Annotated in this window: 12 protein-coding genes; 2 read left to right on the top strand and 10 right to left on the bottom strand. The window is 44.6% G+C overall.

The window, feature by feature from the left end:
- Window position 1 precedes the first annotated feature (1 nt).
- Window positions 2–832, top strand: coding sequence for a shikimate dehydrogenase (aroE, locus tag HMPREF0240_RS09770; RefSeq protein WP_009003278.1), 831 nt, complete (start codon window positions 2–4; stop codon window positions 830–832).
- A 458-nt stretch (window positions 833–1,290) separates the two neighbouring features.
- Here the strand turns inward: aroE and HMPREF0240_RS09765 are convergent, their stop codons facing one another.
- The 9 genes from HMPREF0240_RS09765 to HMPREF0240_RS09725 all read right to left on the bottom strand — a co-directional run bounded on the left by HMPREF0240_RS09765 (window position 1,291) and on the right by HMPREF0240_RS09725 (window position 11,461).
- On the bottom strand, window positions 1,291–2,802 hold the full coding sequence (locus tag HMPREF0240_RS09765) for a CoA-acylating methylmalonate-semialdehyde dehydrogenase (RefSeq protein WP_009003276.1): 1,512 nt from the start codon (window positions 2,800–2,802) through the stop codon (window positions 1,291–1,293).
- 117 nt (window positions 2,803–2,919) lie between these two features.
- On the bottom strand, window positions 2,920–3,822 hold the full coding sequence (locus HMPREF0240_RS09760) for a sugar ABC transporter permease (protein ID WP_009003275.1): 903 nt from the start codon (window positions 3,820–3,822) through the stop codon (window positions 2,920–2,922).
- A complete protein-coding gene (locus HMPREF0240_RS09755; protein WP_009003274.1) occupies window positions 3,823–4,653 on the bottom strand; it encodes a carbohydrate ABC transporter permease in 831 nt (276 codons plus the stop codon).
- 68 nt (window positions 4,654–4,721) lie between these two features.
- Window positions 4,722–6,065: a sugar ABC transporter substrate-binding protein gene (locus tag HMPREF0240_RS09750; RefSeq protein WP_009003273.1), complete on the bottom strand. Its 1,344-nt coding sequence runs from the start codon at window positions 6,063–6,065 to the stop codon at window positions 4,722–4,724.
- A 45-nt stretch (window positions 6,066–6,110) separates the two neighbouring features.
- A complete protein-coding gene (locus tag HMPREF0240_RS09745; RefSeq protein WP_009003272.1) occupies window positions 6,111–7,658 on the bottom strand; it encodes an FGGY-family carbohydrate kinase in 1,548 nt (515 codons plus the stop codon).
- A gap of 15 nt (window positions 7,659–7,673) precedes the next feature.
- The gene (locus HMPREF0240_RS09740) at window positions 7,674–8,762 is read right to left on the bottom strand and encodes a M20/M25/M40 family metallo-hydrolase (RefSeq protein ID WP_009003271.1); all 1,089 of its coding nucleotides are present in this window, start codon (window positions 8,760–8,762) and stop codon (window positions 7,674–7,676) included.
- Between the two features lie 92 nt (window positions 8,763–8,854).
- Window positions 8,855–9,907, bottom strand: a complete 1,053-nt coding sequence (locus HMPREF0240_RS09735) for an alcohol dehydrogenase catalytic domain-containing protein (RefSeq protein ID WP_035312881.1) — start codon at window positions 9,905–9,907, stop codon at window positions 8,855–8,857.
- 97 nt (window positions 9,908–10,004) lie between these two features.
- Window positions 10,005–10,646 (bottom strand): orotidine 5'-phosphate decarboxylase / HUMPS family protein, encoded by a 642-nt coding sequence (locus HMPREF0240_RS09730; protein WP_009003269.1) that lies wholly within the window; start codon window positions 10,644–10,646, stop codon window positions 10,005–10,007.
- Between the two features lie 2 nt (window positions 10,647–10,648).
- A complete protein-coding gene (locus HMPREF0240_RS09725; RefSeq protein ID WP_009003268.1) occupies window positions 10,649–11,461 on the bottom strand; it encodes a BtpA/SgcQ family protein in 813 nt (270 codons plus the stop codon).
- 362 nt (window positions 11,462–11,823) lie between these two features.
- On the opposite strand from HMPREF0240_RS09725, the gene HMPREF0240_RS09720 reads away from it, so the two are divergent.
- Window positions 11,824–12,630: a DeoR/GlpR family DNA-binding transcription regulator gene (locus tag HMPREF0240_RS09720; protein WP_009003267.1), complete on the top strand. Its 807-nt coding sequence runs from the start codon at window positions 11,824–11,826 to the stop codon at window positions 12,628–12,630.
- A 120-nt stretch (window positions 12,631–12,750) separates the two neighbouring features.
- Here the strand turns inward: HMPREF0240_RS09720 and HMPREF0240_RS09715 are convergent, their stop codons facing one another.
- On the bottom strand, window positions 12,751–13,734 hold the full coding sequence (locus HMPREF0240_RS09715; RefSeq protein ID WP_009003266.1) for a D-isomer specific 2-hydroxyacid dehydrogenase family protein: 984 nt from the start codon (window positions 13,732–13,734) through the stop codon (window positions 12,751–12,753).
- Window positions 13,735–13,740: the final 6 nt, after the last annotated feature.

The raw sequence follows: 13,740 nt of genomic DNA, 5'->3' as shown, positions 1-13,740 counted from the left end.
CATGAACACAGCAAATAAGGAACCGCTGCATTTTGGGGTACTGGGCAATCAGCTTGGCCACAGTCTTTCTCCCGAAATCCATGAAGATCTGCTCAGACAGCAGAATATCTGCGGTACATATAAAAAATATGAATTGAACGAAAATGAAGCGCCTCACATACTCGAAGTAATGAAGGCCGAAAACATCCGGGGCATGAATGTAACAATGCCATACAAAGAAGTCATTTATCAATTAATGGATGTTCTCGACCCACATGCAGAAAAAATAGGTGCTGTCAATACCATTTTAATGAAAGACGGTAAATTCTATGGCTATAATACGGATTACATTGGAGCAGTCAGCATGTTCCACAAAGATGGAGTCTCACTTGCCGGCAGGGAGATTGTTATTCTCGGTTCCGGAGGCGCTGCAAAAGGTCTGATCTATGGTTTCCATATGGACGGTGCTGCCAAAATCACAGTAGCTGCCCGCAACGAAAAAGCAATTGAATATCTGGAAGAACGTTTTCCCTATATTCACACCTGCAGCCTGACAGATATACCGGCCGGAGATATTCTTGTCAATACCACCCCGCTGGGTATGTATCCTCACATCGGTGAAAGTCCCGTAGATGTATCCGTTATCCGGCAGTTTAAAGTAGCTTCTGATATTGTCTACAATCCTCTGATTACAGAATTTCTCAGGATCGCCAAAGAGGAAGGACTGCAGATTGTAACAGGCCTCATGATGTTGGTAGACCAGGCAATAGGATCTGAAGAAATCTGGCTGGACAAAAAGCTGGATTACAATATGGGGAATCGAATCCACGATGAATTAGCCAGAAAATTCTGACAATAAGACTCAAAGGGGGCATCGGAGATGCTGTAATGGTCTTTGCTGTTAACCTCCAGGCCAGATTGGTCAAAAATAGAACTCCCCGTTCCGGCAGGAAGCTGAGCATTTATCAGTGATAGAAAAATTAGGGGACGGCTGGTTTACCACCATAAATTATTTCTGTGCCACACTGGGATTCCCTCTTATTATTCTTCCGTTTTGGACTCTGGACGGAAAACTTCCCGGATACGGCATTCGGCACAAGGAAACGGGAATAGGCAACAGGCGTGCGCTGTGAATATATAGCCTTAGCACCATAGCCTGTGCCGATTTATCCCGCAAACATATTAGATACTATACTTTTCCCAATGATTTTTATGGCGGTCAGCGAAACTTCTTTATGGACTTCTTTATGGACGTTGCTTTGTGCCTTGTATCAATATGGTGTGTTAAAAAATGTGGGACGGTATTAACGATTAAATCGTCCCATCCCAGGTGGAAACTTTTCCCACTTCTTGTTCTTCTTCATCAAACCAGCGTGTAGTCACTACTTTCCCTTCTGTATAGAAGTGGAATCCGTCCTTCCCTAGGCAGTGCAGATCCCCAAAAAAGGACTGCTTATGGCCATTGAACGGGAACATGCCGATTGGAACGGGAATCCCCACATTTATGCCTACCATACCGCCGTCTGTCCGACGCACAAATTCTCTTGCATAATATCCGTTCTGTGTAAAAATAACAGAACCGTTTGCAAAAGGATTCGCATTCATTACAGCCAGACCTTCCTCAAAGGATTTTACCCTCTTGATACACAGTACAGGCCCAAATATTTCATAATCGCCTACTGTCATCTCAGGAGTAACGTGATCAAAAACCGTTGGGCCTAGGTAAAATCCATTTTCATAACCTTCAGCTACAGCATCTCTGCCATCAAGAATCAGTTCCGCACCTTCTTCTATGCCCTTATTTATCCACTGAATAACCGATTCCTTGTGTTTTCCGTTAATCACAGGCCCAAGTTCTGTACTTTTCTCATAAGCCGGTCCGATCTTTAATTGTTTTGCTTTTTCCACAATAGCTGCCGCAAGTTCATCCGCTATTTCTTCCTCTGCCACAACGACAGGAAGAGCCATGCACCGTTCTCCTGCACAACCAAAAGATGCATTGATGATGCCCACCGCAGTCCTTTCAATTGGGGCATCCTTTAAAACCAGGGCGTGGTTTTTCGCCTCGCACAATGCCTGCACGCGTTTGCCATTAGAAGCGGCTGTTGAGTAAATATGTTTGCCAACGGTGGTTGAACCTACAAATGTAATTCCTTTGATGTCCGGGTGGTTGAGGAAAATCTCAGCTTCATGCCTGGAACAGGTCACGATGTTAATTACCCCATCAGGAAGCCCCGCCTCTTTATACAATTGTGCAATGCGCATGCACGTCTGGGGGGTAAGTGTAGCTGCCTTGAGCACAATCGTATTTCCACATGCTATACAGAGCGGTGTCATCCAGCCCATGGGAATCATTGCCGGAAAATTAAATGGTACGATTCCTGCAAATACACCCAGAGGCTCACGGTATAACACGGTATCGATTCCTTTTGACGCATCCATCAGGCTGTCACCCATCAGAAGGGACGGTGCCGACAAGGCCTGTTCTGTCCCTTCCTGAGCCTTCAGCACATCCCCCTCCGCTTCTGTCCAACTCTTACCATTCTCATATGCCACTAATTCTGTCAGTTCTTCCCGATGCTCAATCAGCAGGCCGCGCAGGCGGTGCAGCACCTCCATGCGCTTTCTAACCGGAGTTGCCGACCACTGTGGGTATGCCGCTTTTGCGGCACCGATAGCTTCTTCTATTTCATCCGGCTTGCAACATGGTACTTTTGCTATTACCTCACCGGTACTCGGGTTAAAAGCGTCTGTATATTTTTGAGTTTTGGATTCTTTAAACCTTCCATTTACATAATATTGAAGTTTCTTAATTTCTGACATGTTATCTTCCTCCCTTGCTTATACTATTTAGGCTCATCACTTTCGGGCCTTATGTTACAAAGCACATCCTATTGGCTTAGATTCGGTTTTTTGAGCCTCTGAAACATGAATGTGACTTCATTGTTCCTTCCTTATCTTCCCGAGCAATATAATTGATATGATAAAAATGGTCACCAGCAATATCATTGACAGTGCCGAGCTGTATCCAATATTAAAATAGCTGAACCCTTGATAATAGGCATAAATATTCAATGTCTGCGTCGCTATGCCCGGGCCTCCGGCAGTCATTGCCATGATGGAATCATACCTTCTGATGGCATCCATGATCCTAAACAGAAGCGCCAGCAGGACCATAGGCTTACACAGCGGCAAGGTGATATAGAAGAACCTTTGCAGCGTATTCACGCCATCCATTGCCGCCGCATCATAGTAATCGTTGCTGATCGCCTGAATCCCTGCCAGCAAAATCATAGTCACAAATGGTGTAGAAAGCCAGATGTCCGTTATGATAATAGTTGCAAGTGCTGTATTTGGCGAACCAAGCCAGTTAATCGCAGAAACTCCCAACTTACCCAGCATATAGTTGATAATTCCCAAATCTGCATTAAACATCATTCTCCACATAATACCAGATACTATCGGTGTAATCATCATTGGTATAATATACAAGGAGCGCATCAGCTTTGCACCTCTGAATTCGCGCGACAGAAGCAATGCAACCAACATCCCCAGCACCATCTGGCCAACTACGGTTGAAACCACCTGAATGACCGTAATCACGATTGCCGAAGTAAAATAATCATCCTTCAGTGCTCTGATAAAGTTAGAAAAACCTACGAATCTTATATTCTGCGTATTGGTAATGTTATAATCAAACATTGAGATCCCAAGCGAGAATACAAGCGGGACAACAGTCAAAACAAACAATGTCAGAAATGACGGCAGTGTCAGGAAATGCAGTGTTCTCTTGTCCCTCTTCCTAAAATCAGACTTATTAGTATTTATTTTGTGTATTTTCATTTATCCTTTAACAGCTCCTCCCATTAACCCTCTTACCAGGCTCTTCTGACAGAAAATAGTAAAAATCAGAATTGGTAAAATCACCATGACTGATGCCGCACATAAGGCACCCCAGTTTGTACCGGAACTGTTGACAAAAGACTGGATGTATATGGATGCCGTTTTAGTATTATTCCCTGTCATTATTACTGCGTAAAAATATTCATTCCACGACATCATAAATGCAAACATCGCACAGGTAGCAATCCCTGGTGTAACAACCGGAAGGCAAATGCGTAAGAACGTTCCCACTCTGTTACATCCATCAATCAGTGCCGCCTCCTCCAACTCCACAGGAACCCCCTGGAAAAACCCCATCATTAGCCACGTTACAAACGGAAGCACTGTAGTCAAATAGATCAACACTATACTTGTATAGTGATCCGTCAGCGAAAAATAGTTAAATATGATAAAGAACGGTATGATAATCCCCATTGGTGGAATCATACGTGCAAGGATAATTGCGATCCCCATTACATTTCCTGACTTACTGTTGTTCCGCGCCAGCGCATATCCCGCCATTACACCAAATATAAGCGCAAAAACCGTTGTACACACTGCGATTACCAGACTGTTCTTCAAACTGCCAAGGAACGCCTCATTTTTAAGCAGCTCCAAATAACTGCCAAAGTTAGGGACAAAAAGCCATTTGGGCGGCAAGGCAAAAGCCTCCGCTTTGCTCTTCATCGACGTTGATATCAGCCAGTATAAAGGAAATAAGGATCCCAGAACAGTCACGCCCGTTAAAACATTTAAACTTCCATTTATTATTTTTTTCTTCATTCTATACATATTACGCCGCCTATTCTGCTGCAACGCCGCTCCCCTATGAGAGCCGGCGCTGCACCTCAACCGCCTGCCTATTGTATCACGCCATCCCGTTTCAGCAGGTCATTTACCTCTGTTCCAAGCTCTGTAATTGCTGTCTGTGAATCCTGTTTCCCCAAAGCTACATCTGCGATCCTGACAGCAAGCAGGCTCCGGATCTCTGTCATTTCGTTAATTGCCGGAAAGTAATTGCTGATGGGGTCATGTTCAATCCCATAGTTGACCGCCTTCGCCAGCTCGGCGTTGAAATATTCATCAATGTTGGGATCATTCAACACATCTGAACGAACCGGACCGGTTTGAACTCCTGATTTTACCTGTTCCATCTGTACCTCGTAGCCGGTCACATACTGCATGAACTGCCATGCCTCATCAGGATGCTTGGTCTCTGATGCCATCAGGAACATCCACGGTGAACCTATTGCATGTCCTTCTGTAAATGCGGCAAATCCCACATCACCTGCAATGGTAGAATCCTCTTTATTTAAAATATTGCTTGCAAGGATGGACGTATCGATCCACATCGCCGTGATTCCCTGCTGGAATGCAAGCTGTGCTTCTTCGTATCCATAACTGCTGATTCCCACAGGTGCATACTTATGGAACTCCGAAAAGTAATCGGTCGCCTTTACTGCTTCAGGGCCGCCTATCGCCGAGAAGTCCAGTTTGCCTTCCGCACTCTCCCAGCTTCCGCCACATGCCATCCAAAGCATTGCCCACAAAAATGTATTCGCATTTCCTTCCCTTGTGGCGCGGAATGATATCCCATATTTCCCATTATCCGGGTCATTTAATTCCTCAGCTGCTTTCAGAACATCGGAAAGTGTTGTCGGCGGATTTTCCGGATCCAGCCCGGCATCCTTAAACATAGATTTATTGTAGTAAAGGATATTTACACCCATGTTATAAGGTACTGCATACCGTTCATCATCACGTTCTGCAACAGACAGCATAGAGTCTGATAACCCTTCCAGCCAGCCTGCATCTGTTTTTCCACTGTCACCCAGATAAGGTTCCAGGGACTGTACCCAGCCTCCGTCCAGAAGTGTGCCAAGCGTTGCAGGGGATGCCATGACCACATCATACTGCTGGTTATTAGCGGACATACCTAGGGTCATCTTGTCCATATAACTGGACTCTGCCATAATTTCATAATTGATCTTTATCCCTGTATCTTCTGTAAACTTATCAAAGTAATTAAGCAGGTCTTTTGTCTGGTCATTTTCGGAGAGAATCACATTTAGCGTAACCTGATCCCCACCTTTCTCTGTATCTGTTTTGTCCGAATCATTTTTGCTGTCTTTTCCGCATCCTGCAAGTGTGCTGATAACTAGAATTGCCGTTAACAATATTGCTAATATTCGTTTGTTCTCCATACTTTTTTCTCCCTGATTTATTAGCTGAACAGTTACAATTACACATCATTCGTTTGTTTTCTTTTTCTGCCGCAGATTCACCTTCTCCATTAACTGCTTTGTATTTTCATACAGTTCTTTGTAGATGCTAAAATTAAAATCGTAAACTTCTTTTCTGGATTCCACGGGGCAGACCTTATATCTTTCCCGTACCCATCGGTCAATCGCCTCCTTCTGAACCATTCCTGTAGCAATGCCTGCCAGAAATGCATCACCATAAGCAGCCCCCAAAGTTATTTCTGAAATTGACTGTTTTTTCCCCGTTACATCACTGATAATCTGGAGCCAAAGCGGATTCTTGCACCCTCCCCCCACAGTCAGAACTTCATTTTCAAGTTTCACATATTCATCAAACACATTAAAGTTGTCGCGTATGCCATAGGCCGTGCTTTCCAAAAGCGCTCTGTACAAATGTTCTTTTGTATGATTCAGGTTCAGGCCAAAGAAGACGCCCTTTGCACTGCCATCAAATATGGGTGTCCGCTCTCCGCAGAAGTACGGCAGGGCAACCAGGCCGTCACATCCCGCCGGGATTGCTTTTCCGCTTTGCATCAGTTCGGTATACACATCTGTCCCCAGTTGCTCTGCTTTTTGGCGGAACTCTACACCAAACTCATCCAGGTACCATTTTGTCAAAAGCCCTGCTGCACTCATGCCCCCCAGCAGGCTGTAAGTCCCCGGAAACAAATATGGAGCAGTCCACATACGGATATCTCTCACCGGCCGATCCAGTACTGCGATCATAAAAGCAGTGCTGCCCAGCATGAGCATCATCTTCCCGGGTTTAATAGCCCCTACGCTGACAGCCTCCGCGGTCGCATCGCAGGTCCCCACATTTACCGCTGTCCCTTCAGAAAGCCCCGTCTCTCCCGCTGCCTGTTTAGTAATTCTTCCTGCCAGTTCTGCACTCCACAGCAATTGAGGCATTTTCCCGTGACATCCAATTTCCCGGCAGACCGCTTCATCCCAGCACATCTTTTCATAGTCAAACAAAGGTGTATATCCTGCGCATGCGGTATAGTAGTCCATAACATTTCTGCCGGTCAGCCTGTGGACGATATAAGATGTTGAAGTCATGATCATTTCCGTCCGGCTGAAAATCTCAGGTTCGTTATCCCTCACCCACATAATCTTAGGACCTGCAGACTGTGAAGACAGAACATTTCCGCAATGCCTGACCAGATATTCCTGCCCGTATCTCTCTTCTAGTACTTTTATCTGTCTGACTGAACGCGTATCAATCCCATACAATATGCCGTCCCGCAGCGGATGCCCATATCCATCCGCTACAACTGTACATGGCCCAATGGCACTGACCCCTACTGCATGGATATTTTCAGAAGCTATTTTGCTTTTGGCAAGCAGCTCCCTGACTAAATCTTTAAAATCCTGAAACCAAACACACTCGGGGTCATGTTCAAAAAATCCCGGACGTATACTAACCGTCTCGTGGGCAGCCGCGGCATTTGCGATTATTTTACCCTCAAGTGTAGTAATGATGCCCTTTGACTGGGATGTGCCAATATCAATCCCCATCAGATATTTTTCAGCCATAGCTATTCTCCCGCATTACTCATATTTACGTGTAAATTCAATATCCTCTGGAGCATTCCGCAATATTTTTTCTACCAGGCAGGATAATTGCTTCAAATCTTTTATGCTGCACAGCTCTACTGCTGTATGTGTATACCTGCATGGAAAGCCCAGGTCTATAACCGGTACTCCCCTCCCGTACAGCTGGACATAAGATGCATCAGTCAAAATTCCGCAGGATGCTATTCTTTGCAGAGGTATTTTCAGCTCTTTTGCTGCATTTTCTGTCATTTCTACAAGGCGGGGGTGGGGAATTGTCCCGTTTAAAGTGCCCCTCCCATGAAAATTATACATACTCATAACCGGTCCCGCATCCAACGAAACCGGGAGTTTTCCACCCATATCAGGGGTATCTCCAGTGATTGCCACATCCAAAGCAATGGCGAAATCCGGTTCCACAGATGCACATGCCACCATAGCCCCCCGCAGGTTATATTCTTCCTGAACCGTTCCTACAAGATATACGTCCAGGGCACATTCAGCCCCTGCCAGCCTCTTAGCCAGTTCCAGCAGTATTGCACATCCGCCTCTGTTATCCAATGCCGTTCCATAGCACCTTTCCCGGACAAGCTCAGTAAAACGCGGCTTATATACTACAGGGCAGCCAGGCACAATGCCCACTTCTGCCGCTTCTTTCGAGGACGAAAGCCCCAAATCAACATAGAGTTCCTGTATGGGGATCACTTTATATTTTTCACTGGCATCTGTAACGTGATGAGATTTATTTCCAATCACTCCAGGAATCCATTTGCCCCCACAGGTCCGCACCAGCACCTCAAGCCCCGGAAGTATTTTCTCCGGAATTCCTCCCAGCCGCTCTACTCCCAGGAATCCCGCCGCATCAATACGCTTTACGACAAATCCAAGCTGATCCATATGTGCAAACACCATTACCTTTTTTGCTTTAGGATCTCGGGCTTTAAACTCTGCCATCAGATTTCCCGCTGCATCTGTAGTGATATGACTTGTATATTTTGAAAAACATCGGTACATATATTTTCCCACGCAGTCTTCGTAACCTGATACTCCGGGCTGACTACACAGTTCTTTTAATATCTCTTTCATTTTGTCTACCTTTCGTATAAAACGTTACCGTTCAGATTTCGGCTGAAGTGTAACGATGAATTACCCTGCCCATCCCATTAGATATCGGGGCTTTAGCTTACCAGAACAATCTTCAGGATATCATTGCTTTCAGATACGGCCGCATGTATCGCCTCGGCTGTTTCTTCTATGGGATATTCACGGGTAATAAGCGGCTGCACCTGCATTTTACCTTCCAAGAGCATTTGAAGCCCTATATCAACTTCCGCGTCAAATCCCGTGCATCCCACCAGATTCAATTCTCGGTGCAAAAAAGGATACAGATGTATAAGCGCCGTCTCTTTTGCCGCACCGAATAGTACAAGAGTACCCCTTTTTCTCGTCATCAAGGATGCCTGCCTGTATGTCTCTCCGATTCCCACTGCCTCTAAAGTTACATCTGCCCCGATACCGTGAAAATTCTTTTTCACCTCTTCTATGGAGTCCATTTTAGCCGAATTAATCACAATATCTGCTCCCAGCCTGCGCGCCATATCCAAATGAAAATCTGAGATATCAATGGCTGCCACGCATCCTGCCCCTGCCAGCTTAGCGGCCTGGATCATGCATAGACCGATGGTTCCCGCACCGACCACTGCAACACAGTCACCAATCTTAACTCCTGCACGGTTTACTGCATGGATTGCATTGGCTACCGGCTCGATCATGGCACCCTCTGCAAAGCTTAAGCCTTCTGGAAGCACATGGAGATTTTCCTTTGGGACAGTTACATATTCTGCCATAGCCCCCTGTTTAAATCCACGTAATGAAGAACCAATGATTCCGCCATTTTCACAGATATTAAACCAGGAATGCTTACAGGCATAGCATTCTCCGCAAAAAAATTGGGGATTAATCACTACCCTGTCTCCAGGGCGGTATCCCTCTACATTCTCCCCACACTCTGCCACGATTCCGCTGGGCTCATGCCCCATTACCAATCCGGCCACCCGTCCCTTAGATGCCTCATCCATAAACCCATGGATGTCAGAGCCACACAGGCCGCACGCTTTCACATGTACCAGCACCTCATCCGGTTTACACACAGGAATCTCCATCTCTTCGATTGCGATCCTTCTTGGATTGTCTCTTATAACAGCTGCTTTCATTTTATTAGTATTTCCCATCTATTCTTAGTCCTCCAACTCCCCGGGAGTGCACACCGTCTATGCTGATGACAGTTCCCGGAAACTTACATTCAGCGTTTTTGCACGGACAGAACAGTTACGCTGACTTTACTGTATCTATAAAAGCTTTCATAGCTGCTTTTGGATCTTGTGCCGACAAAAGCGGCTCACCCACAACAATTATGCTTGCCCCATTTTTTACTGCTTCTATAGCTTCGTTTTCATTATATACGGCAAATGAAAGGGGGGTATCGATTACGCTATGTACCTTCTTTAACATTTCAAGAGGTGCTGCATCAGGATTTTCCCTTTTCTGGTCAACGCCGAAATGTACCATGATATAATCGGCTCCCATGGCCGCATATTTTCTGGCACTTTCCACCACGTCCCCAACATTGAATAAGTCCACAGTCACATCAATTCCTTGTTTCTTGCCTTCTTCGATAGTCTCCCTAACTGTAATATCAGGACACAGGGCTGTTACAGTCACATTTTTAGCTCCCCGTTCTTTTGCCGCAGTGACATATCTCTTTGCTCCGGCCAATATCATGAAGTCAACTAGTATGTAGGTATTTTCAAATCTAGAAGAGATATAATTTATGGCATGTACGCCTTCAAATTTATTCAAAGGATTTCCGATCTCAAGCCAGTCTGCACCGGCCTCTACTGCACACTTTGCAAGATATCCGGCTTTCTCACTATCTGTAACATCAAGTGCGATCTGAATGATTGCCTCCATTTCTACTGCCCCTTTCTAATTGAATGAACCTGATCCATAAATTCTTTTACACGGTCAGTATCTACGCAGTTTTCAAATTTACCATCTACCTTAAAGGTAGTCCCGACCACTGCTCCGTCTGCTATCTGAAGCTGCTCTTTTACATTGTGGATTCTGACGCCGGTATTAGCAAACACCACAGTATCCGGGACCGCTTCCTTCACAATCTTTAATATCTGTACGTCTGTTTCACTTCCCGCGGTGATTCCCGAAACACAGAGCGCATCCGGCCGGCAGTTAAATACTGTAGTCTTGGCAATCTGTGCAATATCTCTGTCTGACATATATTTGGCTGCTTCCGGTATAATATTAAATAAAAGCTTAACATTCTCTGCACACACCTCTTTCTGGTGGCGTACCGTCTGCCCGCAGTCTGTATTCCAGATCCCAAAATCTGATGCGTATACTCCCGTGAAAATCTCACGGACAAAGGAAGCTCCTGTAGCGCTGGCCAAATCAATTGACTTCTCAGCATCCCACAAAACATTTACACCATAAGGAATCTTAATTACGGAATGTAATTCTCCAATTACCCTTGCCATTGCAATTGGAGTAATTGCTTTTACATCTGTAAGATAAGGAAGGCTGAATTCATTAGAAAACATGACCGCATCTACTCCGCCGTCCTGCAGCGCCAGTAATTCCTTCCTTGTAGCCTTCACCACATATTCCATACCCTTTTCTGTGCAATAATAAGGATCCCCAGGCATTGGCTGCATGTGGCACATTGCAATAATAGGTTTGTCCGTCCCAAATGTTTCTTTTAACCAGTTCATACTTTACATCTCCTTTTCGTGTGTTTATATTTTTCTTTATTATACATCTTATTGCAAATTATTGCAACTTTTTTCGTGTATATCTTGCATATTTTTTCATATAATTGCACTTCAACTCTGATATGCTGCATATTGTTACATTTATATCATATTAAATCTATAAATAGTACCTTCTCTTGTCGTCTCGCCTTCCTCCCATCACTACTGAAAGTCATTCATAAGAACCCCCAGAGCTGCAAACAAGAAACTCTAAAGTTGCAAAACCTTTATTGACAATTATCGCTAAAGCGCTTATAATCATCCATAAATACGCAGGTTTTTTAGACGTATTTAAAATACAATAAGGATAGTAGGATAAGGATTTGGAAAATGAAAATTTGCAGGATATTCCTGCAGCAAGAAGGGTTTTTATACTGAACTATATACAAACGCATGGCAGTGCTTCTATAAAAGAGCTATCAATTTTGCAAAATGTTTCAGAAGCTACCATCAGAAGAGATTTAGACGAAATGAGTCAGGAGGGTAAACTTGAGCGTACCAGAGGCGGTGCCATCCTTCTTACAGAAAAGAGCACATCCTTCGAACATGCTTATAATGAAAAAGCGAAACTGATGATTGATGAAAAGAAAGCCATCGGGAAATTTGCAGCTTCTTACATTGAAGATGGGGACACAATCTTTTTAGATTCAGGAACCACCTCGCTCCAGGTCGGCCTAAATCTTGCTGATAAGAAAAACTTGACTATTATTACATACGATCTCTTTATCGCAACTTCTGTGATCCTGGATGATAGTTCTACATTAATCGTCACAGGCGGAATACGCAGGAATGATTTCGGTGTATTGACAGGACCTATGGTTCAGGATTTCCTAAGGGATATCAGAGTTAACAAGGTGTTTTTAACAGCAGACTCTGTAGATATTAATTTTGGGATATCGAATGCCGGCTTTCATGAAATTGATGCTAAGAAACAATCTATCCGCGCCGGCCGTTATATTTACCTGATTGTTGACCACTCCAAGTTCGGGAAGGTTGCCATGACCCGTGTATGCACCTTACGCGATGTAGATGAGATTATCGTAGATGACAATTTACCGCTGGATACGCAGGCGGCACTGTCGAAAGAGAATATATTATTCACTCTCGTTCCTGCCAAGAATAAAAATTGAAGTATGCAGATAATCAGCAGCAGCACTATTGCAATAAGTTGCAATAGTTCTCAGACTGTAAATAAAATGGTTCTCAGGCAACGCCCTGAGAACCATTTTATTTACAGTCTGCCCCCCCCCTTAAACAATCATCCAGGGATTTTCTTTCCCCGCCTCATTCAGACAGCAGCTTTCTATGGAATGTTTCACCATATCGCTCACCGCCTGATCTGTATAAAATGCCATATGAGGGGTTACAATCACATTCGGAAATCCGCGCAGTATATATAAATCTCTCTTGCTTATAACATCTGATTTCCTGTCATAATAGTACATCCCAAATTCATCTTCAATCACATCCATTGCAGCCGCACCGATTTTTTCTGACTCCAGTCCGTCCAGCAGTGCTTTTGTATCAATCAGACCGCCACGGGCTGTATTAATCAGGACAACCCCCGGTTTCATCTTATGGATAGCTTCTGCATTGATCATATGGTAATTCTCGTCGCCGAGCGGCATATGCAGCGTTATCATATCACACTCTTCATAAATTGTATCAAGTTTGGCATACTCTGCATATGTTCCGACCTTTTCGGACGGGTACAGATCATAGGCATAAATTTTACATCCGAATCCGCTCAAATCTCTGATCACTGCCTGTCCAATCTTTCCGGTACCTATAACGCCCACGGTAAAATTGTGCATTTCACGCCCCTGTATACCTGGAAGAGAAAAATCATTGATCTCCTCCCGCTGCATAATCCGCTTCATTTTGCGGATTGCCATGAGCATAAGCATAAGCGTGTAGTCTGCCACACACTCTGGTGAGTACGACACATTGCTGACTCTGATTCCAAACTTCTGTGCCGCCTCCAGATCTACATGATCATATCCTATTGTCCGGGTTGAGATCATTTTAACGCCCAGTTCGTGGAAACGTTCGATCAGCTGCGCATCCATTTTGGTTGTGATAATACTGATGTATTCATATCCCTCCGCCAGGCCCGCATTTTCCATGCAGGGATCATCGCAGCAGATCCCCAGTTCCACTCCGTATTCCCTGGAAAATTGCCGGAAGAATACAGCCTCATCAAATTCCCGGTAATTGTAAACAAATATTTTCATCCCTTT

It is taken from the genome of Clostridium sp. D5, from assembly GCF_000190355.1.
Taxonomy (GTDB): Bacteria; Bacillota; Clostridia; order Lachnospirales; family Lachnospiraceae; genus Faecalicatena; species Faecalicatena fissicatena_A.
The sequence above is the reverse complement of the archived record's forward strand: the minus strand, read 5'-3'. Positions and strand labels throughout refer to the sequence as shown.

Excerpts from the sequence above, each read along its gene's own strand:
- aroE (WP_009003278.1), top strand. The coding sequence starts at position 2 with ATGAACACAGCAAATAAGGAACCGCTGCATTTTGGGGTACTGGGCAAT.
- HMPREF0240_RS09765 (WP_009003276.1), bottom strand. The coding sequence starts at position 2,802 with ATGTCAGAAATTAAGAAACTTCAATATTATGTAAATGGAAGGTTTAAA.
- HMPREF0240_RS09760 (WP_009003275.1), bottom strand. The coding sequence starts at position 3,822 with ATGAAAATACACAAAATAAATACTAATAAGTCTGATTTTAGGAAGAGG.
- HMPREF0240_RS09755 (WP_009003274.1), bottom strand. The coding sequence starts at position 4,653 with ATGTATAGAATGAAGAAAAAAATAATAAATGGAAGTTTAAATGTTTTA.
- HMPREF0240_RS09750 (WP_009003273.1), bottom strand. The coding sequence starts at position 6,065 with ATGGAGAACAAACGAATATTAGCAATATTGTTAACGGCAATTCTAGTT.
- HMPREF0240_RS09745 (WP_009003272.1), bottom strand. The coding sequence starts at position 7,658 with ATGGCTGAAAAATATCTGATGGGGATTGATATTGGCACATCCCAGTCA.
- HMPREF0240_RS09740 (WP_009003271.1), bottom strand. The coding sequence starts at position 8,762 with ATGAAAGAGATATTAAAAGAACTGTGTAGTCAGCCCGGAGTATCAGGT.
- HMPREF0240_RS09735 (WP_035312881.1), bottom strand. The coding sequence starts at position 9,907 with ATGGGAAATACTAATAAAATGAAAGCAGCTGTTATAAGAGACAATCCA.
- HMPREF0240_RS09730 (WP_009003269.1), bottom strand. The coding sequence starts at position 10,646 with ATGGAGGCAATCATTCAGATCGCACTTGATGTTACAGATAGTGAGAAA.
- HMPREF0240_RS09725 (WP_009003268.1), bottom strand. The coding sequence starts at position 11,461 with ATGAACTGGTTAAAAGAAACATTTGGGACGGACAAACCTATTATTGCA.
- HMPREF0240_RS09715 (WP_009003266.1), bottom strand. The coding sequence starts at position 13,734 with ATGAAAATATTTGTTTACAATTACCGGGAATTTGATGAGGCTGTATTC.